The organism is Belliella filtrata (assembly GCF_022549775.1).
GTDB lineage: Bacteria > Bacteroidota > Bacteroidia > Cytophagales > Cyclobacteriaceae > Belliella > Belliella filtrata.
The window spans coordinates 20,618-43,393 of record NZ_JAKZGP010000036.1; the positions used below are offsets into that span (position 1 = coordinate 20,618).

At 37.5% G+C, this 22,776-nt stretch carries 18 protein-coding genes; 7 read left to right on the forward strand and 11 right to left on the reverse strand.

What is annotated here, in order from left to right:
* Positions 1-83: 83 nt before the first annotated feature.
* From MM239_RS13430 to mnmA, 3 genes are all read right to left on the reverse strand, one after another.
* A complete protein-coding gene (locus MM239_RS13430; RefSeq protein WP_241348766.1) occupies positions 84-1,571 on the reverse strand; it encodes a M28 family peptidase in 1,488 nt (495 codons plus the stop codon).
* Positions 1,572-1,670: 99 nt separating this feature from the next.
* The gene (locus MM239_RS13435) at positions 1,671-2,411 is read right to left on the reverse strand and encodes a pseudouridine synthase (protein ID WP_241348767.1); all 741 of its coding nucleotides are present in this window, start codon (positions 2,409-2,411) and stop codon (positions 1,671-1,673) included.
* Positions 2,412-2,434: 23 nt separating this feature from the next.
* On the reverse strand, positions 2,435-3,646 hold the full coding sequence (gene mnmA / locus MM239_RS13440) for a tRNA 2-thiouridine(34) synthase MnmA (RefSeq protein WP_241348768.1): 1,212 nt from the start codon (positions 3,644-3,646) through the stop codon (positions 2,435-2,437).
* A 339-nt stretch (positions 3,647-3,985) separates the two neighbouring features.
* Between mnmA and MM239_RS13445 the strand changes: the two genes are divergently transcribed.
* Positions 3,986-5,509: a DUF4394 domain-containing protein gene (locus tag MM239_RS13445; RefSeq protein WP_241348769.1), complete on the forward strand. Its 1,524-nt coding sequence runs from the start codon at positions 3,986-3,988 to the stop codon at positions 5,507-5,509.
* A 60-nt stretch (positions 5,510-5,569) separates the two neighbouring features.
* Here the strand turns inward: MM239_RS13445 and lhgO are convergent, their stop codons facing one another.
* A complete protein-coding gene (lhgO, locus tag MM239_RS13450; RefSeq protein ID WP_241348770.1) occupies positions 5,570-6,769 on the reverse strand; it encodes an L-2-hydroxyglutarate oxidase in 1,200 nt (399 codons plus the stop codon).
* A 90-nt stretch (positions 6,770-6,859) separates the two neighbouring features.
* On the opposite strand from lhgO, the gene MM239_RS13455 reads away from it, so the two are divergent.
* From MM239_RS13455 to rplT, 5 genes are all read left to right on the forward strand, one after another.
* Positions 6,860-8,059: a 6-bladed beta-propeller gene (locus tag MM239_RS13455; RefSeq protein WP_241348771.1), complete on the forward strand. Its 1,200-nt coding sequence runs from the start codon at positions 6,860-6,862 to the stop codon at positions 8,057-8,059.
* Between the two features lie 111 nt (positions 8,060-8,170).
* A complete protein-coding gene (gene thrS, locus MM239_RS13460) occupies positions 8,171-10,120 on the forward strand; it encodes a threonine--tRNA ligase (protein WP_241296561.1) in 1,950 nt (649 codons plus the stop codon).
* Between the two features lie 90 nt (positions 10,121-10,210).
* Positions 10,211-10,762 (forward strand): translation initiation factor IF-3, encoded by a 552-nt coding sequence (gene infC / locus MM239_RS13465; RefSeq protein WP_241296559.1) that lies wholly within the window; start codon positions 10,211-10,213, stop codon positions 10,760-10,762.
* A 22-nt stretch (positions 10,763-10,784) separates the two neighbouring features.
* Positions 10,785-10,982 (forward strand): 50S ribosomal protein L35, encoded by a 198-nt coding sequence (rpmI, locus tag MM239_RS13470; RefSeq protein WP_014773228.1) that lies wholly within the window; start codon positions 10,785-10,787, stop codon positions 10,980-10,982.
* Positions 10,983-11,089: 107 nt separating this feature from the next.
* On the forward strand, positions 11,090-11,434 hold the full coding sequence (gene rplT / locus MM239_RS13475; RefSeq protein WP_241296557.1) for a 50S ribosomal protein L20: 345 nt from the start codon (positions 11,090-11,092) through the stop codon (positions 11,432-11,434).
* A gap of 55 nt (positions 11,435-11,489) precedes the next feature.
* On the opposite strand, the gene MM239_RS13480 is transcribed toward rplT, so the two are convergent.
* The 7 genes from MM239_RS13480 to MM239_RS13510 all read right to left on the reverse strand — a co-directional run bounded on the left by MM239_RS13480 (position 11,490) and on the right by MM239_RS13510 (position 18,300).
* Positions 11,490-12,746: a hypothetical protein gene (locus MM239_RS13480; protein ID WP_241348772.1), complete on the reverse strand. Its 1,257-nt coding sequence runs from the start codon at positions 12,744-12,746 to the stop codon at positions 11,490-11,492.
* Between the two features lie 48 nt (positions 12,747-12,794).
* On the reverse strand, positions 12,795-13,178 hold the full coding sequence (locus tag MM239_RS13485; RefSeq protein WP_241348773.1) for a toxin-antitoxin system YwqK family antitoxin: 384 nt from the start codon (positions 13,176-13,178) through the stop codon (positions 12,795-12,797).
* Between the two features lie 57 nt (positions 13,179-13,235).
* Entirely contained in the window at positions 13,236-13,673 is a 438-nt protein-coding gene (locus MM239_RS13490; protein ID WP_241348774.1) for a hypothetical protein, read from the reverse strand.
* Between the two features lie 76 nt (positions 13,674-13,749).
* Positions 13,750-13,974, reverse strand: coding sequence for a DUF6140 family protein (locus tag MM239_RS13495; protein WP_241348775.1), 225 nt, complete (start codon positions 13,972-13,974; stop codon positions 13,750-13,752).
* 137 nt (positions 13,975-14,111) lie between these two features.
* Positions 14,112-17,123 (reverse strand): histidine kinase, encoded by a 3,012-nt coding sequence (locus tag MM239_RS13500; RefSeq protein WP_241348776.1) that lies wholly within the window; start codon positions 17,121-17,123, stop codon positions 14,112-14,114.
* Positions 17,116-17,817: a LytR/AlgR family response regulator transcription factor gene (locus MM239_RS13505; protein WP_241348777.1), complete on the reverse strand. Its 702-nt coding sequence runs from the start codon at positions 17,815-17,817 to the stop codon at positions 17,116-17,118. The genes MM239_RS13500 and MM239_RS13505 overlap by 8 nt, the downstream gene beginning before the upstream one ends.
* 123 nt (positions 17,818-17,940) lie before the next feature.
* Positions 17,941-18,300 carry a hypothetical protein gene (locus tag MM239_RS13510; RefSeq protein WP_241348778.1) on the reverse strand — a complete coding sequence of 120 codons (360 nt, stop codon included), beginning with the start codon at positions 18,298-18,300 and terminating at the stop codon, positions 17,941-17,943.
* Between the two features lie 987 nt (positions 18,301-19,287).
* Here MM239_RS13510 and MM239_RS13515 point away from each other — a divergent pair.
* The gene (locus MM239_RS13515) at positions 19,288-22,671 is read left to right on the forward strand and encodes an alpha-L-rhamnosidase (protein ID WP_241348779.1); all 3,384 of its coding nucleotides are present in this window, start codon (positions 19,288-19,290) and stop codon (positions 22,669-22,671) included.
* Positions 22,672-22,776 lie beyond the last annotated feature (105 nt).

Sequence of the window (22,776 nt, forward strand, 5' to 3'; positions counted from 1 at the left end):
GAAAAATCAATTAGCCAATAAAAATTCAGCTCCCGCTTAGAAAAGACTATTTACTCAACAGGGAGCTGAATTTTTTCAACCTTTTAGTTATTGCCATAAAGTGCTTTAGCAGCTTCTTCATATTTGTCACCAGTTTTCCAAACGGGTCTTTCTGGATTGTTTGCAATCTTTTCGGCTGTCAAGAGATATGATTTCCAATATTTTATAGCATAATCAAGGTCGAAATTATCTACTTCATCTCCTGGCTGGTGGTAATATTTATTGATCTCATCATCAAATGCCGTAAAGCCAAGAGAAAATGTAGGTGAAGGTATTCCTTTTCTTGCGAAGTTCACATTGTCGGATCGATCGTAAAGTCCTTGCTCGGGAGATGGATCAGCTGTAGTTTCCAACCCGAATTGAGCTGTTGCATCTGCGATAAGAGGGTCTACTGATGTTCTTCCAAAGCCAATAACGGTGATGATAGAAGTGTCATTGTATCCTCCATTATCGATATTTAAGTTGTAGATGATTTTATCAAGTGAAATCAATGGATTGTCAGAGAAGTATCGACTTCCAAGCAAACCTTTTTCTTCTGCCGTCCAAGCACATAATAATATAGATCTTTTTGGTGGGTTTTCGGCAAAGTAGCGAGCGGCATTGATGACTGCCACTGTACCAACGGCATTATCTCTCGCCCCATTGTAAATAGAGTCGCCTTCAGCATTGGGAGTCCCTACACCGATATGATCATAATGTGCAGAAAGCATCACATATTCGTCCTTCAATTTAGGATCTGTACCTTCTATGATAGCGACTACATTTTTGCCAATAATGTCTTTGTTAACTTTGCCCACCACTTCTAGACTAGCTGATTTGACTTGACCTTTTCCTATGGCGTTGATATGGGTATTGCTTAAATCTTTGAGCCAAATATAGGGGATGGTTGTAGCTCCTTTACTTTGATCAATAGTGAGTTGTGTTCTGTTCAATGACCTGGCAATAAGGTTCCAAGGCACAGATGGGATATTATACATTTCTATAATTCCTACAGCACCATTTGCTTGAGCCAATGCCAGTTTTTCCCTGCCTACGGCAAAAAGATCTGATGGACTTAGCCTATCCGGAGCACCTACATTGGTGACTACGATTTTACCTTCTACATTTTTACCAGCATAATCTGCCTCAAGTCCATGTCCGATCACGACCAATTCATGCTCTCCATTGATCGCAGGACCATCTAGCACTAGTAAATCTTCCCCTTGCTCAAATTTCACATCCCCTAACGTTATCTCACCCTTTTTGGGAGGTGCTGATAGTCTGAAAGGTATGTGTTGATAGAAACCATTTGCATCTTCAATTTCTTTGGCTCCATATTTCCAAAATTGCTCTGCGATAAATCGTGCTGCGGCATCTATCTCTGGTCTAATGGGATCTCTCCCCATAAGCTCATCCGATGCCAAGTACCTGAAATGAGACAAGGATTCCTTTTCATCAAAATTTGCTTCAATGGCTGCCTTTCCTCCTTGAGCAAATGCATATGGCGATGTCAAAAGAAGGCACATGCCTAATACTAAATTTTTTCTCTTCATTTTATATTTGTGTTTCTAATTTGAAGATAGAAATTTACTTTAGACCAGCCAAGTTCTTTCTAGTCTATGCGTGAAGAATGTTCATTAATGGATACAATTTCACTTTAAATTCGGTATAGCAGCAGTAAATTCATCAAATTGAATGCTCAGTTGCTCCAATATGGTTGTAAAATGCGTTGGAATTGGTGCTGTTATTTTTATTTCTAGACCTGATATAGGATGAATAAATGACAAAAATGCGGCATGGAGCATTAAGTTATTAAGCTCAAAAGTCTCTCGGAAAAATCTGTTTTGCTTATTTTCACCATGCGTACTGTCACCTATAATATAATGCCTAGCATGTGCCAAGTGTCTTCTTATCTGATGCATCCTCCCTGTATGGGGATAAGCCTTCAATAGGGCATATCGACTAGTAGGGTAGCGTGGGGTAGATGCATAAGGAATCTCTGCTTCGGCTAACTTCCAAAACTCAGTAACACAGTCTTGGAGAGAACCATCAAGTTCTTTTTTGAGCGGGTGATCAATTATGAAATGCTTTTCCTTTGGGATCCCACGCACTAGGCATAAATACCCTTTTTTGATTTGAGTGGTAGCAAATTGTGGTTGAAGTAAGGTTGCTGCCTCTGTAGATTTGCCAAAAAGCAAAACTCCGGAAGTAGGCCTATCAATCCGATGCAAAGGATATATGCGCTGACCTATCTGATCTCTGAGAAGTTGTAGGGCAAATTTAGGGTTTGGATCGTTTGCTATTTTGGTTTTATGGACCAACAAGCCCGAAGGCTTGTTGATCGCAATATAGTTTTCATCTTCAAACAGAATCTCAAGAGGTGAATAGTTCATGATGTGATTGTCAAAGATTTTCTTTAAAAAATTGTTCCCGATCCTATGCTTTCTTGGTCTCGATACCAAGCTACAAACTGACCAGAGGCTATCCCTTTTTGTGCTATGTCGAATATAACATATAGACCATTTGATCTTTGGATCAAAGTTGCACCTACAAGAGGTTGCCTATACCGAATCCTTGCTTGATATCTGGCTGATTCACCTACTTTTAGTCTCAAATCCTCTCTTATCCAGTGAACATCATCTTGCTTCACAAATAGCCCATTTCTTAATAGGCCAGGGTGTGTTTCCCCCAATCCAGTATAAATAACGTTCTCTTTGGTATCTGTAGAAATGACAAATAACGGCTTACCTGTGCCACCTACCTGGAGTCCTTTTCGCTGACCCACAGTGAAGTAGTGAGCACCATGATGTTCGCCAAGTTTTTTTCCTTGTGTAGTATTATAATGAATAGGAAGACAAATAGCATCTAATTGCTCATTGTCAAGGTTTTTAACTGTTTGACTTTCGGGTACTACCTGTCCTGTATATATAGGTAGATCTTCAGGGATTACGAGAATCTCTCCCTTTTTAGGTTTCAGTTGTTGTTGTAGAAAATCAGGCAATCGAACTTTTCCAATGAAGCATAAGCCTTGGCTGTCTTTTTTGTCAGCGGTAATCAAGTCTTGTTCCTTAGCGATTTTTCTTACTTCTGGTTTTTGAAGGTGACCGATTGGGAACAATGCTTTGGAAAGCTGATCTTGATTGAGTTGACATAGGAAATAGCTCTGATCTTTGTTGGGGTCGGCTCCAGCTAGCAGTTGATACACTGGTTTTCCCTCGATACTTATTTCACCTTTTTGACAATAATGTCCAGTAGCTACAAAATCAGCTTTAAGTTTTTGTGCCGCTTTGAGAAAAATATCAAACTTGATCTCTCGGTTACAAAGGATGTCAGGGTTTGGTGTACGACCTGCTTTGTATTCTGAAAACATATAGTCGACTATCCTTTCTCTATATTCTTCACTTAAGTCTATAGCTTGAAAAGGTATACCGAGCTTTTCTGCCACTAGCATGGCATCGGTGCTATCCTCCATCCATGGACATTCATTTGAAATGGTGACGCTTTCATCGTGCCAGTTTTTCATGAACATCCCTATGACTTCATAGCCTTGTTCTTTGAGAAGATATGCTGCTACAGAGCTATCTACTCCGCCGGATAGTCCGACTACTACTCTTTTTCTTTGATTCATGAGGTTAAATTTTCATGGGGTCAAGGCCCATGAGGATTTAATGATGCTTTCTAACAATAGAATATTGTCGAAAGGTTCTGTAAAGGTAGAATAATTTGATTTTTAGATACAATATACCGTGTATTGAATAATTTTTTCAAATTAAATTTAATTATGATAAGTTTTTTAAAAAGATGCTTTTATGTGTTGTTAAGGCTATTTTTTAAAGTTTTTACTACCATGATACCCTGTTTTATATAATTAAAATTGGTTTTATTTTAACTTTTTTTAAGTCCATGCAATCCAGTTGAGTTAGATCATTCGTAAGTCTGTCTAATCGAACCAACATTAACTAATAACATGAAAAAGAACAGTTTTACTTTTGGGCTACGTGCCCTAATGATTTTGACCACAGCTATTCTAGGATTTAGTTGTAACAATGAAGATGACATGCCAGGTGTAGATCAACCAGGAATGGCACCAGAGGTTTCTTTCACAGCATTATTGGAAGGAAATAGGATTGCAATGTATGATGCAAGAGAGCTTAGCTCTCCAATGGATACAAAAGACATCACTGGTCTTGAGTCGGGTGATAATATTGTTAGCATTGACTACAGACCAGCTACTGGTCAACTCTATGCGCTAGGATCTAGTAGCAGACTTTATGTGATCAATGAAAACTCAGGAGTTGCTACTGCACTTGGAGAAGGTCCATTTTCTCCTGCTGTCAGTGGTGAAAACGCTTCTATTGATTTTAATCCTACAGTTGACAGAATTAGATTGGTAACTGAGTCAGGGCAAAATTTGAGATTACATCCTGAATTAGGCAATGTAGTAGCTACAGATGGAAATATCTCAGGAGGAAGCAATCCAAGAATTGGTGCTGTTGCATATACGAATAGTATGGCAGGTGCCAGTGCAACGGAACTTTTTGACATTGACTTTGAAAGCAATAAGCTTTATGTACAAGATCCACCAAATGACGGGGGATTGAGAGAAATTGGTGATTTAGGAATTGACTTCATGGGAATGGGTAATTTTGACATCAATCCTGACAATAGCGCTGCTTTGGCTGTTACAAGACACGAAAATGAATCGAAACTTTACACTATCAATTTGTCTTCTGGTAGAGCACAGTGGGTAGGAACATTCAATCAACCGGTATTTGGTATAGCTTTCAAAACAAATCCAGTAGCTTATGCTGCAACTGAAGACAATATGCTACATAGATTTGACCCTATGGCTCCACAAGCTAATGGTGTAGCTTTTCAAGGATTATTATCAAACGAGACTGTTGTAGGTCTTGACTTTAGACCAGCAAATGGTCAGCTATATGCAATCACAAGCATGAGTAGAATTATGACAGTAAATACAGCTAATGGACAATTGACCCTTGTAGGAGCTGTTCTTAATCCACTTCTTGCAGGAACTTCTTTTGGGTTTGATTTTAACCCAACTGTTGATAGAATCAGATTGGTAAGTAATACAGGACAAAACCTAAGACTGCATCCGACTGAGGGAACAGTGGTAGCTGTAGATGGTAACTTGAACCCAGGTACTCCAATGGTAAATGGTGCGGCTTATACCAATAATATAGCAAACGCTACTTCTACTGTACTTTATGTGTTAGATAGTGAAACTAATATGCTGTACAAGCAAGATCCGCCAAATGATGGAGGTCTAGTAGCTATCGGAGCTTTAGGAGTAGACATTACTGCTGATAATGGATTTGATATTGGAGGAAAATCTAATATGGCATTTGCTCTTCTTGAAGTAGGTGGTGCTACAGCAGTATACAGTATCAATCTTGAAAGTGGTGCAGCGACAAAAGTGGCTGATTTTAATATCAATGCAACTGCAATGGCCGTTGGGTTAGGTTTTTAATTGAATTTTAATCTTCAACTTTTTAATAGACCAGTCGAGCAATTGACTGGTCTTCTTTCTTTAAAATCTTTTGAGAGCCAATTGGCTTACTGTATTACCAATAGCGAGTGAGCTTGTAGCAGCTGGAGAAGGGGCATTTAAGACATTGATAGCAAACTGATTCTCACGTATGCTGAAATCATCCAAAAGACCACCATTTCTATCACAGGCCTGAGCCCTGACACCAGCACCACCGTCTACCAAATCTGATTCTTGAATATCAGGAATCAGCTCTTGTAAAGCTTTGGTAAATGCAGCTTTGGAGAATGATCTATACATCTCTCCAAATCCAGTCTTCCAGTATTTAGCAGCGACCTTCTGGAAACCTGGCCAAGACAGGGTCTCTGATAACTCTCTCAAGTTGACATCAGACCTTTTATAACCTTCTCTTTTAAATGCTAGAACTGCATTGGGCCCCGCTTCAACGCCACCTTTCATCATTCTTGTAAAATGAACTCCTAAAAATGGGAAATTAGGATCTGGCACTGGGTAGATCAGGTTTTTGACTAAATATTCTCTTTCTTTTTTCAGCTTATAGTATTCACCTCTAAAAGGAATAATCTTCACATCTAATGGTTCAACTTGGTTCATTTGAGCAACTTTGTCAGAATACAGTCCACCACAATTGATGATCAACTTACTGTCAAAATGCTGAAGTTTGGTCTGTACTACCGAATAACCTTTTTGAGTGCTAGTCCTGATTACCTCATGTCCCAAAAAGATCTCGCCACCTAGCTTTTTGAATTTCTCTCCATAGGCTAGTGCTACTCTTTTATAATCCACTATACCCGTCTGTGGTACATGGATGGCAGCCACGCCAGCACAATAGGGCTCATATTCCCTTAATTCATCTAAGGTAATGTGTCTTGTTCCAGTCAATCCATTATGTAACCCTCTATCATGTAGTCCATTAAGAATAGGGATTTGCTCCTTTCTGGTTGCGACCACCACTTTTCCAGTGATTTCATAAGGGATTTGCTCTTGATCACAAAAATCTATCAATTCTTGATAGCCCTCGATACAATTTATCGCTTTTAGTGAGCCAGGTTTATAGTACAAGCCAGAGTGAATGACACCAGAGTTGTTTCCCGTCTGATGTTTTGCCAGTTCATTTTCTTTTTCAAGAATGGCAATGTTCAATTCTTGTTTTTGTTCCTTTATTTTCAATCCTGTTGCGAGTCCTACGATTCCCCCGCCTATGATGATGATGTCGTATAGCATGAATATTAAGCTTTAGGCAAATATACATTTGTTTGATAGAAATATCTTTGAAAGTAATTCTAGATTTGATTTATATTGTTAGTTTTGAGAATGAGGGTTAAAATCATTGGAGTATGCTTAATACTCGTATTTGGCTGTACCAGGCAGTCAGATACAGACGCTATCTTGGAAAAGAATGGAATTATAACCATTAAAGTGGACTTGGATATAGTTCGAGATGGTAAGTTGACTGACTTTTTTGAACCTGAGATTGAATACCTTTTTCTTCAAGAAGGTGATAATCCTGATGCACAGATAGGAGAAATAGCTAAATTGATATCTTATGAAGATAAACTATTAGTATTTGATTGGTATAAAAATAAAAATATTCAGATTTTTGATAGACAAGGAAATTTTTTGAATCGGATCAGAAGTTTAGGAGAGGGACCTGAAAAGTATTTAGAGCTAGCAGATCTGCAGGTAGTTCAAGATACCATTTATGTCTTAGCACATCCTTCTAAAATCATGAAGTATAACCTGCAAGGCAAATTTATCAGTGAATTTAAATTTGAAGTATTAGGGAGGACTTTTTATTATGATACAAAGTCAAAATTATTTTTTATTTATAGTGGCTCTAATGCAGATCATTTAGTATCTATGGTCGATCATTCGGGTAAGATCATCGAAAACCACTTTGCATCTCGATCTGACATTTTTTTAGGAAACATGAGTGATCCTTATAATTTTTATGAAGAATCAGAGGGGTTTTATTTTGCCAAAACATATAATGATACCCTTTACAGTTATGAAAATGGTCAGTTTGAACCGAAAATAATATTTGATTATGGAAAAAGGAAAATGAATCATAGTCTAATGTTAGAAAAAGAATCCCAAATGAATAGTATGGAGTTTTTTGAGTATTTCAGAGTAAACTCAGGAATGTCGTTTTTTTCATTTGGTTTTTCAAATTCAAAGTATTTAATGACAAGAACCTCCTACAATGGTAAAGCCTATGTGTCCATTTTTGATAAGCAGCAGAGATCATTTGATATTATAAATTTTAATATTGAAAACGATATAGACGAGTCTTTAAGTTTTTATCAACCTTCCCACAATTTAGGAAATGGAGAAGTAGCTATTGCTTTTCGAGGTGCCACTCTATACGGCATTGCAATGGACAAAAAGCAAAATATGTCCACAGAAGACTGGGAGGCTTATCAAAATGGTTTGGGAAAATCATTTGTTGAGGCAGCGTTTTATGCCAAAGATTCTGAGAATTATGTCTTGTTGATTCTCAAAACAAAAAAATAGTGAATCTCTTGAGGACTAATTTTCTTTACAGCCATTGAATTTGCATATTTGCAGGCTATAAAGCATCTGTTTGTAAAGGTGCGATGTTTCATCAATTGATTTTAAAACTAAATGTCAGATCAACAAATCAACATTACCTTACCGGATGGATCGGTAAGATCTTATGAAAAAGGAGTTTCTGGGCTACAGATTGCACTTAGTATCAGCGAGGGTTTAGCTAGAAATGTACTTGCAGCAAAAGTAAATGGCGAAGTATGGGACGCTAATAGACCCATACATGAAGATGCCACTGTTCAACTTTTGACATGGAATGACAAAGACGGGAAGTCTACTTTTTGGCATTCATCAGCTCACTTGATGGCTGAAGCACTAGAAGCACTTTACCCAGGTGTAAAATTGGGCATTGGTCCTTCTATCGAAACGGGCTTCTATTACGATGTTGACTTCGGAGATAGGGAGTTTGATGGCGCTGAGCTAGAAAAGATTGAGGCTAAAATGGCAGAGCTTGCCAAGCAAAAAAATGAATATATCCGAAAGGACATTTCCAAAACCGATGCTGTAGCTTATTTTACAGAAAAAGGTGATGAATATAAACTAGACCTACTTGAGCGCCTAGAAGATGGTAATATTACCTTCTATGAGCAAGGCAACTTTGTAGATCTTTGTAGAGGCCCTCACATTCCAAATACTGGATTTATAAAGGCAGTAAAACTCCTGAATATCGCAGGAGCTTATTGGAGAGGTGATGAGAAAAATAAAATGCTTACCAGAATCTATGGAGTGACTTTCCCAAAGGCTAAAGAGCTAGCGGAATATCTTCATATGCTTGAAGAAGCCAAGAGGAGAGATCATAGAAAGCTCGGTAGAGAACTAGAGCTTTTTACCTTTTCTGAAAAAGTAGGTATGGGGCTTCCGCTTTGGTTACCAAAAGGTACACTTTTGAGAGAGCGCTTGGTAAACTTTATGAAGCGCGCACAAGATAAATCTGGGTATCAACAAGTAGTGACGCCACATATAGGACATAAAGCACTATATGAAACGTCTGGTCACTATGAGAAATATGGTAAGGACTCATTTCAGCCTATAGCGACTCCAAACGAAGGGGAGGAGTTCCTACTCAAGCCAATGAATTGTCCTCACCATTGTGAAATTTACAAGCACAAGCCAAGGTCTTACAAGGATCTTCCTATAAGGTATGCAGAATTTGGTACAGTTTATAGATACGAGCAGAGCGGTGAGCTTCATGGTTTGACCAGGGTAAGAGGCTTTACCCAAGATGATGCGCATATTTTCTGTAGACCAGAGCAGGTGAAAGAGGAATTTATTAAGGTGATAGATCTGGTTTTATATGTGTTTAGGGCTTTGGGTTTTGAAGATTATACGGCTCAGATTTCCTTGAGAGATCCAGAGAAAGCAGAGAAGTATATAGGGTCTGATGATGCTTGGAACAAAGCGGAATCTGCGATCATTGAAGCGGCAGCAGAGAAAGGTTTGGATACTGTGACTGAATTGGGAGAGGCGGCATTTTATGGTCCAAAACTAGACTTTATGGTCAAAGATGCTTTGGGTAGGAAGTGGCAACTAGGAACCATTCAGGTAGATTATCAGTTACCTGATCGATTTGAACTTGAGTATATTGGGTCAGATAATCAGAAACACAGGCCTGTGATGATTCACAGAGCACCTTTTGGTTCATTGGAGCGATTTGTGGCTGTATTGATTGAGCACTGTGCTGGAAACTTCCCGCTGTGGCTTTCACCAGAGCAGATGACCATATTACCAATTTCGGAGAAGTTCACCGAATATGCAGAACAAGTCAAAAGTATCCTTGAAGACCATGATATCATGGGAGCTATAGACAATAGGGATGAGAAAATAGGTAGGAAAATCAGAGATGCTGAAGTTAAGAAGATTCCTTTTATGCTTATCGTAGGAGAGAAGGAAATGGCAGAAGGGAAGCTTTCTGTTCGCAAGCATGGAGAAGGAGATCTGGGTAGCTTTACACCAGAGGAGTTTGCTACTTACTTCAAAGGGATTATTTCTGAATCTTTAGCACAATAAATTAGGTAAAATAAATTGGGATTTTTTATAATCCCAATTTTTATTCCGATATTTGCAGGCAATTTCATTAACAAACCATAAAATAATATTTTGAGAGGAAGAACACCGTTTAGACAAAGACAAGAAGAACCTTATAAGATCAATGAGAAAATAAGGTCACGTGAGGTTAGGGTCGTTGGTGACTTTGTAGAGGGAGGCAATGCCGTAATGCAGACTTCCGAAGCTGTCAAGCTTGCCCAAGCAAACGATCTTGATCTTGTAGAAATTTCCCCATCAGCTGATCCGCCAGTATGTAAGATTATCGATTATGCGAAGTTCAAGTATGAGCAAAAGAAAAAGCAGAAAGAAATTAAGGCAAATGCGGCAAAGACAGTATTGAAAGAAATCAGGTTCGGACCTAACACGGATGACCACGATTTCAACTTCAAGCTGAAGCATGCGATCAATTTCCTGAAGGAAGGAGCAAAAGTAAAAGCATACGTACACTTTGTAGGTAGGACGATCGTCTTCAAAGAAAGAGGGGAGATGCTTTTATTGAAATTTGCCCAAGCACTTGAGGAATACGGGGCGGTAGAGCAGATGCCAAAAATGGAAGGCAAAAGGATGTTTTTATTCCTAGCGCCAAAAGCAAGTAAGAAATAATTTTCAACAAACAAATACAGTTATGCCAAAAGTAAAAACCAAATCAAGTGCAAAAAAGAGGTTCAAGCTTTCTGGAACCGGTAAGATCAGAAGAAAGCACGCTTACAAAAGCCACATTTTGACTAAGAAAGATACCAAAAGAAAGAGAAATCTGACAAAAATGGGTATGGTTCACGAGTCAGATGAAGGAAGAGTAAAAGCTATGTTGAGAATCGGTTAATTCTCGTTTATCAACAAAATCAATTAAAGGTTAATTATTCACCAGACGCTTTGGTCTAAAAGTGCACAGCGAAAGCCGAGCCACCAAGAGTCAAAAAATTTATTACTATGCCTAGATCAGTAAACGCGGTAGCGTCAAGAGCAAGAAGAAAAAAAGTTTTAAAAGCAACCAAAGGTTACTTCGGAAGAGGTAAAAATGTTTGGACAGTAGCTAAAAACAAGTACGAGAAAGGTTTGCAGTATGCGTACAGAGACAGAAAAGCGAAGAAAAGAGAATTCAGAGCTTTATGGATCCAACGTATCAATGCAGGAGCTAGAATACATGGCTTATCTTACTCACAATTAATGGGTGCTTTGAAAAAAGCAGAGATCGACTTGAACAGAAAAGTTCTTGCTGATCTTGCAATGAATCACCCTGAGGCATTCAAAGCTGTAGTTGAAAAAGTTAAATAAGATCGCACTATCTTGTTTATATAAAAACCCCGAATTTTTCGGGGTTTTTTCATTTTTATCGGTTGAAAGGACGCTCATTCACCCAATTGAATCCACGTTTAATTAGCAGGTAATCTTCTTTGATCTTTCTTGTAGTTTCTAGCTGATAGACATTATCACCAATTTTTGTCTCCAACCTATAGGTTTTCTCACCATCTATTGGAGTTATTCTCAAAGTAAATGGATCTTCTTGTTCATTGTCTTCCACGAAATTGATCTCACCTTCATTCCAGATATTTTCAATGGTATAGTAACTCCTTGTTTTGGCATTGTTTATTGTGATGATCGTTTTTCCTTGAATCAGCACCTTGTTCCACTTAGCTGTGAATGCTAAGTCTGGCTTACCTTCAATTTCAAAAGAATCAACTTGATATACACCTTCCCATTCATTGATGTATATATAGAACGATTGGCTATTGACGTGGCCTACAATTAGACCGAGTGGGATCAAACCTACCAGAAATATTTTAACTGAATAGTAGCTGACTCTTTTCCATTTCTTATCAAATCTATATACACTTGGTCTGATCAGTGTACGCTGATGTAATAAGAAAAATTTGATCAAGTACTTGATACTCGGTGCTGCGATAAGGATGGAAAATAGAAGTAAATGCCCTGAGAAAAGTTTGACTGGTACATCAAAGGAAAGATTGACAAGAAATATGTTTGTACATACCGCTATAGATATAAGAGATCCCAATATGGCGGTTCTTCTAAAGAGTAATAAAAATCCAGCGAGAACTTCTGAAGCACCCATAAAGCCTTTGTAAATATAAGAGTATCCAAAAAATCTCCACGCCAATCCCATTGGAGAAGATTCTCCATAGGTGGTTTCTAAAGCAAGTAAGCTAGGACTTGGGAACTGTCCTTCTAGAAATTTTATAACACCATAAGAGATCAATGTGAGCCCAACAAAATAGCGTGCATAAATTATAATTCCCGCATAGAAACGATAGATTGTTTCCTTTTTCTTAATTAGAGATATGGTGATCAGGGTTAATACTAGAGCAATTAAACCTACTGCAACCACTCCCAAATAGTCTACTAAAGTATCTCCACTGCCATTGATTTCAATAAACTCTATGTCTTCCAATCCAAAAAAGAATTCACCTACCCAAATACTTAACTTTTTCTTTGCAATATCAATATGGCGTGTAATATAGTAATAGCTGTATGGGATTTCATTGAAAGGGAAGGGAAAGCAATAAATTAAGATGTATAAGCCAAGCCATAGCTTTGGTGCTTGGGTAATTTTGAAATTGATATTTTTCATATGCTTAGCGGGTTTGCAGCATAAGATATGAAATAAACGAATAAGTGTTTAGGTTTCCTTTGATTTTAAATCCACTAGTGATTCCGATTTAACAACTTCACCTTCACTGTCAAAAATTTTGTAGGCTATAAGTTTTCCTTCGAAAAAAGTGTCTTCTATGTAAATTGTGCTTGGTTCGAAATAGGTCTTTACTTTGCCATGAACTTTCCCGTTTTTGTAGCTATAGATTTTGACTAGCTTTCCATTTTTGTAAAGATTTTTGATATCATATCCATCAACCTTATACCATGCATCATTGGAATTTTCCAACTTTTTGAATCGCAACAATAGGGCTTGGTGTGATTTTTTCAGTAAATCAGAGCTGATGGCGATGATAAACATGATGCCTAGTATAATGTAAAAGTAGATGCTATGTTCTAAGGTTATTTCCATGGATACAAAATGAAACCCTGAGTGCCCGCGCAACACTCAGGGGTATTAAAAAATAATTCATTCATTGATTAAGGTATCTACATATGAACGGATAGCGTTCTTCGCCCTTTTAATATGCTTAAGCGCAAGTTTACTGTTGATCTGATGCTTGATGATATTCTGTTTGTTTGCAAGCCAAGTCTCGGGATCTGTCTTTCCTTTGGACTGATTGATCGTACGAAGGGTGACGGCTACATTTTCTGGACAGTTGACTACTTTGGCAATCTCCTCATCAGAGAGCAAATGTTTGTATTCTGAATGTATCCATTCGGCGCTGAAGATATGCTCATAGTCGTAAGGGTCACCACCGATAAGGGTCTGTCCAGTATAACAGTCTTCATACAGTGCCCAGCCATTGCCACGCTTCAGCGCTTCAGCATGCATGGCGGCCTTCACCTGAGCAAATACCTTGTCAATTTCAAATCGGAGATAGGGGCGGGAGGTTATCAATTTCAAATTTGAGGTTTTAATTTTTTTAGATTTAAATATATCATATCGATAGAATATAGTGTAAATAATTTATTGTTCGCTATCACCCCACCTTCACCACATCCAAACTCGCTGAATTCACCGCATTGGCTTTGCGGATGTCGACGTCGTAGATTCGTTTGAAGGCGTCGACTACGCGCTCGCCTTGATTGTGGTGTAGGGGAGAGTAGGCGGCATGGTCCATCAAGACATCTACAGACATGCCTTTGACAAGGCGTACATCGTTGCGGAGCATGGATTGTTTGACTGTGATTTTGTAAAGTGCCATTTGGTTGGTGGTTTTTTAATAAGACCAAATGTATTTGTTAATCTTTTGCCACGCTTGACAACCTTATATTCTCCCCATTCGAATGTAAATTCTATGGTTTTGAATTGATATTTGAAAAATGAGTTTGGGGTATGAAGTTAAATTTTTTTCAAAGGAATGGTTATAGTGACCTTAGTTCCACCTTGCGAAGCGGTGCCAATTTGGAGGTAATCACCTTCTTCCTCAAAAAGTAAAGCTATGCGTCTTTTTACAAGATCAAGACCTTTTGAATTGTTGTTTTTGAATTTCCCCTTTTGGTTAATGCCTACCCCATTGTCCTCTACGGTGCAGGAAAGGCGTTTTTCATCCATTATCTTCAAGATGATCAGCACTTCACCACCTGGAAAATTGGATACGAAAGCATGCATAAAAATATTCTCTATCACAGGCTGTATCAGCATAGGTGGTACTTGCCATGATAGATCTATGTCTGATTCTACATCGAATGTAAAGGATATCTTCTCTAGCCTCCGTTGGTTTTCTATAGCAATATAATCTTGTAGATAGTTGACCTCTTCTTTGATCGGAATATATAGTTCGGAGCTGTTGTTGAGAGTCTTTCTGATCAAACTAGTAAATCGCTGTATAAATGAAGTGGCGTTCTTGGAATCACCTTTGACGATATATAGCTGAATTGAAGTAAGGGCATTGAATATAAAGTGTGGGTTCATTTGACTTTGCAAGGCCTCAAGCTTTGTTTCTGCGGATTGTCTTCGTAGTCCTTGCGTAATTGCTTCCTTGTCACGCAGTCTCCTTATCCTTTCTTTGTACAAAAGAAAAGAAAAGTATAGAACCAATGCTAGGAAAGCAAAGATGAAAATAGGGCTATAGTAAAAAGGACGTGTGATCTTTAGCTGAATCAGTTGCGTGGTGGATAGGGTACCAGTGAACTGATCATATACCTCTACTTCAATGTTAAAATTTCCGTAAGGTAGATAGGATAAAAATAGCTGTGCATCAGTACTGTATGGACTCCATTCATCAGTTGGCTTTAGCCTATATCGATAAGCCAACTTATCAGGATATCTATACCCTACAGGCTTGAATTTCATCAATAGGGTTTGATTTCCAAATGGCGTTGAAATTTGAGACTTATTGTATGCAAACCAAGAGTATGCATCAGGATCAAGAGGTTTTTGATTGACCAAAACTTCGGATACAGCAAGATGTATTTTGTTTGGTTTACTATGAAGTATGCGAGGTAGGTCTAAAGTATAGTAGCCTTGTGTGGTGCCAAGATAGAGCTTATTTTCTCTTACTTTTGCAGATAAGAAAATCATATGATTCAAGCCTTGCTCATCATCCAGAACCCTTACATAGCCATTATGATGGATGTTTAATCCTTTTTCAGTTCCTATGAAGATGTAATCTTCATAGCTTTCCAAGAATACCACAGTTTTACCCACGATATGTTCTCGTGGTATTTTTTCCAAAATTTCAAAATCGCCCGCTCCCTCTACCACATATATCGAATCAAACTCTGTCGCTAAAATTAATTTCCCATCCGAAGTAGCGTTCATTTCCTTGATTTTGCTAGGTTCAAAACCATTGCCATTTTGGTAGCTGAAGAACTTTGTTCCATCATAATGAAATAGGCCTTCAAATACTGATGCAAAAAAGGTCTTGTTATGAACCTTCGAAATCCCTGTCACCATGGTAGGGGTGGTTTCATCTTCTTTGTAACCAAAGTAAGTGTATTGCAGTGGTTCTAAGCTAGAGTAGATTCGAACACCTCCATAGGGATTAGTTTCTATAAGCTCTCCTTGATTTGTAAAACCAATTTTGTAAGTGTGAATCGGTAGGTAATGTAGAAAGTCACCATTTTGATTAAGGACAAATAAGCCTAGGTTGCTGCTTATCCAATACTTTTCATCATGAGCATGGACTTCATAGTATAAAATGTCATCTTTTGATGTATCCAGCTTCAATTCAAAAAAATCATCTTCGTGTTTTGGAATATAAGCATTTCTTTGCTGCAGGTATTTATCCGCTTGGTTTTTGAAATCTTCATTCTTGATAAAAATGGCCTTTTCGCTATTATTCTGAAGTATATCAAATCCTTTATGATGTAGAATAGCCTCATTTCCAAATTCAAAACAAAAGCCTAATACTGACTTATTTTCATAAGGGAAATACAAGACATCATCCACCAGCTGTATGGCATAAACTCCTTGTTTGGAAGAACCTAAATACAGTTTTTGATCATTAGGACTGTAGACAACAGATTTCAGGGTTTTAGAGTCTACTGGTATTTTGTTAGAAATATCTTCAAATTTTTGATTTCCTAAGCGATATATACCTCCATTGTTGGCGTAAATTCCCCAAGTTGCCAATACGATGTTTTCTTGATTTATGATTCCAAAATCCCATACAATGGATTGTCCAAAAGAGAATTTGGGACTTTTACCTTTTATGAGGTCTTCAATGTCAAATTGATCCAGGTTTCCTTTATTACTGGTGTAAATTTGGTCACTAACTTTCTCTAAGGCATAGATCATAGCGTGATCATTTACTTTGAACAGCGAATTTTCAGGAGCCTTAGGGTCAAGTCGGTATACACCCATTCCATAAGTACTATAATAGAGATACTCTTCATGATCAAAAAAACCAGACACATAGCTCTGAGGACTATCAAGCACCGTTTCTTCTAAAGCGGTAATTTGATCTGTCTCTATATCGATGATAGAGATGCCGTTTTCCGTACCTATGAAGATCTTGTTTTGATAAGGATAAAAGTGCCTTATTCTTGTGTCAATCAATCCAATTTGTGAACCGAAGGATGTTAATCTTTTACCATCAAACCTGGAGATACCACCACCGTAACTACCAAACCACATGTGGCCTTTTTGATCTTCAGTAATTGCCCAGCAGCTTCCAAATGCTAAACCATCTTCTTCATAAAAATTTTTGAAAGTGCCATTTTCCTTAAGAGAAATTCCATGCTCAGTGCCGACCCAGAGCAGTCCACGAGAATCTACATACATTGCTTGTACAGCATTGTTAGCTAGACCATCCAATGTGGTATAGTGGGTTACGGGGTACTGTTGGGCTACTGAAGGCGTGAATAAAATCAGTGCAAAAATTGTAAAAAAAATGAATATCTTACTCAAACTTTTTGGCAACTTTAGCTTTATACGAACCAGAGACAGGAATTTGATCACCGTTGGTAAGAATCAAAACCTGATCCTTTGTTTTGAAACTCTTTACAAAATCAAAATTTACTATATGGGATTGAGAAGTTTTTATAAATTTCTCATTATCAGTTAAATAATCATATGTTTTTAAACCTTTTGAAGTAGTGATGATGTCTTTGTTATTAATTAACTTGATATCTGTATAGCTCCCTTGTCCTTTCATAAAAGCAATTTCACTTTTGAGGATTTTGAATTTTTCATCTACAGTACTGATACCAATATAATTGTTAGTTGCTTTTGATTGTTTATGCTTGTGATCAAAATTTACCAAAACCCTTTTGAGTTCATCAGGATCAATGGTTTTTGTCAAATAGGCTAGGGGCTGGAAGTTGTTGATTACCTCTATGGCATAGTTTTCATATGCTGTAGTAAATATTACTTCAAAATTTATGTTGACTAGCTCTTTTAGTAATTCAATGCCTGTTTTTTGCGGCATTTGAATATCTAAGAATACAAGATCTGGTTCGTGTTTTTGAATAGCCACAAACCCTTCATCAGCTGAAAAACATTTAGCTACTATATCAAATTTGTTTGTAAAAGCTTGATGTATATAAGCGATTAAAAGTTCTTGTGCATCGGGCTCATCCTCGATAATGATAACTTTGTACATAGGTGAAAGTAACTTGAAAATAGATTAAACTGAAAAGGAGCCATTTTCAAAATTGTCTTTGGACAATAGTGGGGTTCATCTTCCAGAAGGTCGAAGATACACAGAAACTAAAAATAATCAAGATTATAAGCTTGGTTTTGTATTTACAAGTTGGTCGAGTGGAAGAGAACTTGCAAACGATTTTAAGCCTTGTTCAAAACGAACCTCTTTAAACATTGAAAGAGATTTTTCAAGGTTTTGGGGGTGTATGATTTTACAATTTCCGAATGCAAATGGCTCAAGGTATTCACCAAATTTGGAAATATATGTTGAGTAACTGATTAGCCCTTCTTCAAAATGAATAGAATGATTGTTGAACTTTACCTTGGTAAGTAGTAAAAAATCAACTTCAGGAATAATACATGAAGTATCTTCACTCCATCGACAAATAGTAAATACTTTTTTATCTAATCGTTCTTTGAAGAAGAGTATTTTTTGGACCACATACTTCGAGCCTAGCTGTCTTTGAATTAGTGCTCTGCTTTTATGGTATTCAAAAACTTCATTAGAATTTAACAAAGGATAATAAGAATAGCTTCCAGACTCAAAATGGTATTTAATCTTACTTTCATTGACTGTAATCCAGTTTTCAAAAAGTTTATTTTCCTTTGGTTTGAAAGGATAAAAGAAGAGTCAGGTGATTCAGGACTCAATACAAAAAGATCCAAATCAAGTATCATTTGATCTACAAATGAAAATGCCGCGTATCCAAAATAGTTTGGACTCAAGTAACATACACCAATGATAAAGTGTGTGTAGAAAAAATCTTCATAGCTTTTAATATAGTGATTCCTTCAGGATCCATGTCTAGATAAGTTATTCTATTGTAAAGCATGTGCCTGTCTGAGGATCCTCAATGACCCAATTATTCATCGTTTTGACGGCATTTGGAAGCCGATGGGTGATGTAATCAGCAAACTCTCATCAGTCAATGTAGCGTTTTTTTCAGTGTATAAGAATAGTTCGAAACAGGTATAGTCAAATATTTCCTTTATAAAATTAGTTTATTTTGTGGTCTGTTTACTGAAAGTTGAAACTGAAGTTTCAATTTCAATGATTAAAATTTTTACAAAGCTTTCACCAACACATTTGGAAGTTGGGATACAATTTAATATCGCTTTTTAGACAATATGGTCATCGCTAAAAGTAAGATAAAAGTACTCGGATTTTATAATATAAAAACAACGAAATTTGATACAAAAATTACATTTTTGACTAGAAATCAAGATTCAAGCAAATCTTTACAAACTAAATGTTGTCGATAGTTGAATATTGATCATCTTCGCACTTTGATGTATTCCAATTCTATTTATCAATTCGATTAGTTTGCTTATACCCCTATTCATAACTATGTTTCAACGATTATTTATTCTCATTATTTGCATCTTTTGTTTTATTGAACTTAAAGCTTCAGAAACTAAAATCATTAATTTGAAAACAGAGTATGAAGTGACTCCTATAGGTATTGATGTAGCGGAGCCTAGGTTCAGTTGGAATATGGGAGGAGCGACATTTGGAGATTTTCAGAAAGCCTATCAGATCACAGTTTCGGATGAAAGTGGTAGAACAGTTTGGGATACAGGTAAAACAAGCTCCAATGAATCTTTACATATAAAATATCAAGGGAAACAGCTTCATCCCCGAACAAGATATGTATGGAAGCTTAAAGTTTGGGATCAGAAAAATAAGATACATCATTCGAGTTCATGGTTTGAGACAGGATTTCTAGACCCAAGGATTGATGCTTGGGATGGTGCTAAGTGGATAGGAGGAAGTGATCAAGACTTGGTGTTGTATTCCCAATACTTACCTGTATTTAAAGTGGACCTTACAATTCAAATTGATGAAGCGTCCCAAAGCTCAAAAGTAGGTTTTGTTTATGGAGCCAATGATGAGCGATTGATGGATAACAATAAAAATATTTTTCTACTTGAAAATCAACGTGATCAATCTTATGTCCTGATGGAGCTAGATATTTCTCCTATCAAAACTGGAAAAAATGCCTTATTGAAAATATATAGGGTAGGCTATTCACCAAAAGATATAAGTAGCGAGCCGCTGAAGCAATTTGAAATCCCTCAAGAAATTATCAATGCAAAAAATCAATATGAACCTCACAAGATTTATATCCATTCTAACTTAGGCCATACGGATGTATTTGTCAATGAAGAAAAGAAAACGAATCACATAGGATACGTTGGTCTAAACCCAAACGGTAATGGGGGAGATTATATCAGTTTTCCTGTATTGGCTGATATAGGGATACATTTGGAAGAATACCAAGTGGCTCAGATTACCAATGTGACTGTACGAAACTTCCGAGCTCCTTCAAATATACTTTTTGAGGGTACTTTAACTAGAGATCAACCAAATGGAAATTTTTTGAAAACAATTGACCCGAGCAGAAACTCATCACCAATGCTTCGGACAGCCTTTGAAGTAAAAGCTAAGGTATCAAAAGCTAGGCTTTATGTGACCGCGAGAGGGATCTATGAAATTCAGCTCAATGGAGAAAAGGTAGGGGAGGATTTTTTTAACCCTGGTTTTACTCAATACAACAAAACCTTGTTTTATCAAACTTATGATATAACTGATCAGATTCAAGAAGGTAAAAATGGCTTGGGGGCAATTCTTAGTGAAGGCTGGTGGAGTGGGGCAAGCACTTACATGGGCGAATATTGGAATTTCTTTGGAGATAGACAGTCTTTACTCGCTAAATTGGTGATCACTTATGCTGATGGAAGCATAGAAGAAGTAAATTCAAATCCTGAAACTTGGAAATATTATAGTAATGGCCCAACAAGCTACAGCAGCATGTTTCAAGGAGAGGTATATGATGCAAACAAGGAAGCTGAAATCAAAGGTTGGTCTACTGGTGATTTTGATGATGCAGGATGGTCGAGTAGTGTAGAAGTTCCATTGTCTGGCACGACAAACACCGATCCAGCATCTGGTAATGTACCTAGCGTAGCTGATCATGATAAGTTAAAAATAATTGGGCAATATGGCACAAATGTAAAGGCTATTCAGGAAGTTTCTGCCCAATCATTTGAAGAAGTAAGGCCAGGAGTATATGTCTATGACTTAGGTCAAAACTTTGCTGGAGTTCCTAAGATCATGGTAAGGGAAACCTTGCCCAATCAAAAAATATACTTGCGCTTCGCAGAAGTGAAATATCCTCAATTGGATGAATATGGGGAAAATCAAGAAATGATCATGCTCGAAAACATCCGAGCGGCAATGGCGCAGGATGTGTATATAGCCAAAGGTGGTGAGGCATTGATTTCTCCAAAATTCACTTTTCATGGTTTTAGATACATAGAAATTACAGGACTAAAAAGCCCGCTACCCCTTGAAGATGTCAAAGCTCAAGTGCTAAGTTCTGTGCATGAATTGGCATCAAGCTACCAAACTTCCAATCCATTGGTGAATAAATTGTGGGAAAACATCACTTGGTCTACCTATAGTAATTTCTTATCCATTCCCACTGATTGCCCTCAGAGAAATGAGCGGTTAGGATGGAGTGGTGATATTTCTGTTTTTGCTCCTACAGCAAATTTTCTATCTAATATTCCTCAGTTTTTAAGGCGTCACTTACTAGCTATGAGAGATGTACAAACTGTAAATGGTAGATTTCCTGACGTAGCACCATTAGGTGTGGGGTTTGGCGAAATGATGTGGGGAAGCGCTGGTATTACTGTGCCTTGGGAAAGTTACAAGCAGTACAATGACATTGACTTGCTAGAAGAACATTATCCCTCTATGATAGCCTATATGGACTATTTGCTGGGAGATATCAATGCCGAAACAGGCGTATTCAAAGAAGATGAAAAAGATGTCTGGGGAAGCCTTGGTGATTGGTTGAGTCTGGAAGATAGCAATAACGAGAAATTGCTTTTTTGGGAGGCATATTTGATTTATAACTTGGACTTAATGACGAAAATGGCTCAAGTGTTAGGTCAAAAAGAAGATATGATCAAGTTTTCGATGCTATCTGAAAGCAGAAAGGATTTTTTCAACAATACGTATTTTGATGCAGAAACAGGAAAGACTAAATATCAAGACAAGTTAATTGATACCCAAGCATCTTATGCGCTTCCATTGGCATTTGAGATTGTGAAAAAGGATATTCTGGATCAGGTAATTGATAATTTTGCCAATAGCATCACACGAAAAAGCAAAACAGATCAGGGTATAGATACACCTCCATTTTCCCTGATGACGGGATTTATTGGTACGGCTTGGATTTGCAAAGCACTTTCGGATCACGGTCTTGATGACTTGGCTTATAGGCTCCTGCAGCAAAAGGAGTATCCTTCTTGGATCTATCCTGTCGAACAAGGAGCTACTACGGTTTGGGAAAGGCTTAATTCCTACACCCATACGAATGGTTTTGATGGAAACAACAACATGAATTCATTCAACCACTATGCATTTGGAGCTGTCGGTGCATGGATGTATGGCTATAGCCTTGGGATAAAAGTGAATGAAGCTAACCCTGGTTTTCGTCAATTTGAATTAGCGCCAACACCTGATCCATCAAACCTCATGACATTTGCTAAGGGACATTATGATTCTATGTATGGAAGAATCGAAAGTGCTTGGACTAAAACAGATAAAGGAGTGAACTATAGCTTTCAAATTCCAGCAAACACCAGTGCGAAAATAATTCTTCATGCAAGTGAAAGTGATCAGGTATTGATTAATGGTAAGGATTATAAGAAGAATAAGTTTGTAAGTCTAATTGAGAGAGAAGAAGGGAAGCTTATTTTCGAAGCTAAGGCTGGTACTTATAGCATAGAAATAAATCAATGAATCATTACTGATTAGTTTAGACCTTTCAGGTTTTTCATCAAATAGCAAATGAGCGAATTAATCGTCCTCTCCCAAAATGCAAAACAAATCTGAAAGGTCTTCTCG

Bases quoted from the DNA above. Each gene is read 5' to 3' on its own strand.
- MM239_RS13430 (WP_241348766.1), bottom strand. From the start codon at position 1,571: ATGAAGAGAAAAAATTTAGTATTAGGCATGTGCCTTCTTTTGACATCG.
- MM239_RS13435 (WP_241348767.1), bottom strand. From the start codon at position 2,411: ATGAACTATTCACCTCTTGAGATTCTGTTTGAAGATGAAAACTATATT.
- mnmA (WP_241348768.1), bottom strand. From the start codon at position 3,646: ATGAATCAAAGAAAAAGAGTAGTAGTCGGACTATCCGGCGGAGTAGAT.
- MM239_RS13445 (WP_241348769.1), top strand. From the start codon at position 3,986: ATGAAAAAGAACAGTTTTACTTTTGGGCTACGTGCCCTAATGATTTTG.
- lhgO (WP_241348770.1), bottom strand. From the start codon at position 6,769: ATGCTATACGACATCATCATCATAGGCGGGGGAATCGTAGGACTCGCA.
- MM239_RS13455 (WP_241348771.1), top strand. From the start codon at position 6,860: ATGAGGGTTAAAATCATTGGAGTATGCTTAATACTCGTATTTGGCTGT.
- thrS (WP_241296561.1), top strand. From the start codon at position 8,171: ATGTCAGATCAACAAATCAACATTACCTTACCGGATGGATCGGTAAGA.
- rpmI (WP_014773228.1), top strand. From the start codon at position 10,785: ATGCCAAAAGTAAAAACCAAATCAAGTGCAAAAAAGAGGTTCAAGCTT.
- rplT (WP_241296557.1), top strand. From the start codon at position 11,090: ATGCCTAGATCAGTAAACGCGGTAGCGTCAAGAGCAAGAAGAAAAAAA.
- MM239_RS13480 (WP_241348772.1), bottom strand. From the start codon at position 12,746: ATGAAAAATATCAATTTCAAAATTACCCAAGCACCAAAGCTATGGCTT.
- MM239_RS13485 (WP_241348773.1), bottom strand. From the start codon at position 13,178: ATGGAAATAACCTTAGAACATAGCATCTACTTTTACATTATACTAGGC.
- MM239_RS13495 (WP_241348775.1), bottom strand. From the start codon at position 13,974: ATGGCACTTTACAAAATCACAGTCAAACAATCCATGCTCCGCAACGAT.
- MM239_RS13505 (WP_241348777.1), bottom strand. From the start codon at position 17,817: ATGTACAAAGTTATCATTATCGAGGATGAGCCCGATGCACAAGAACTT.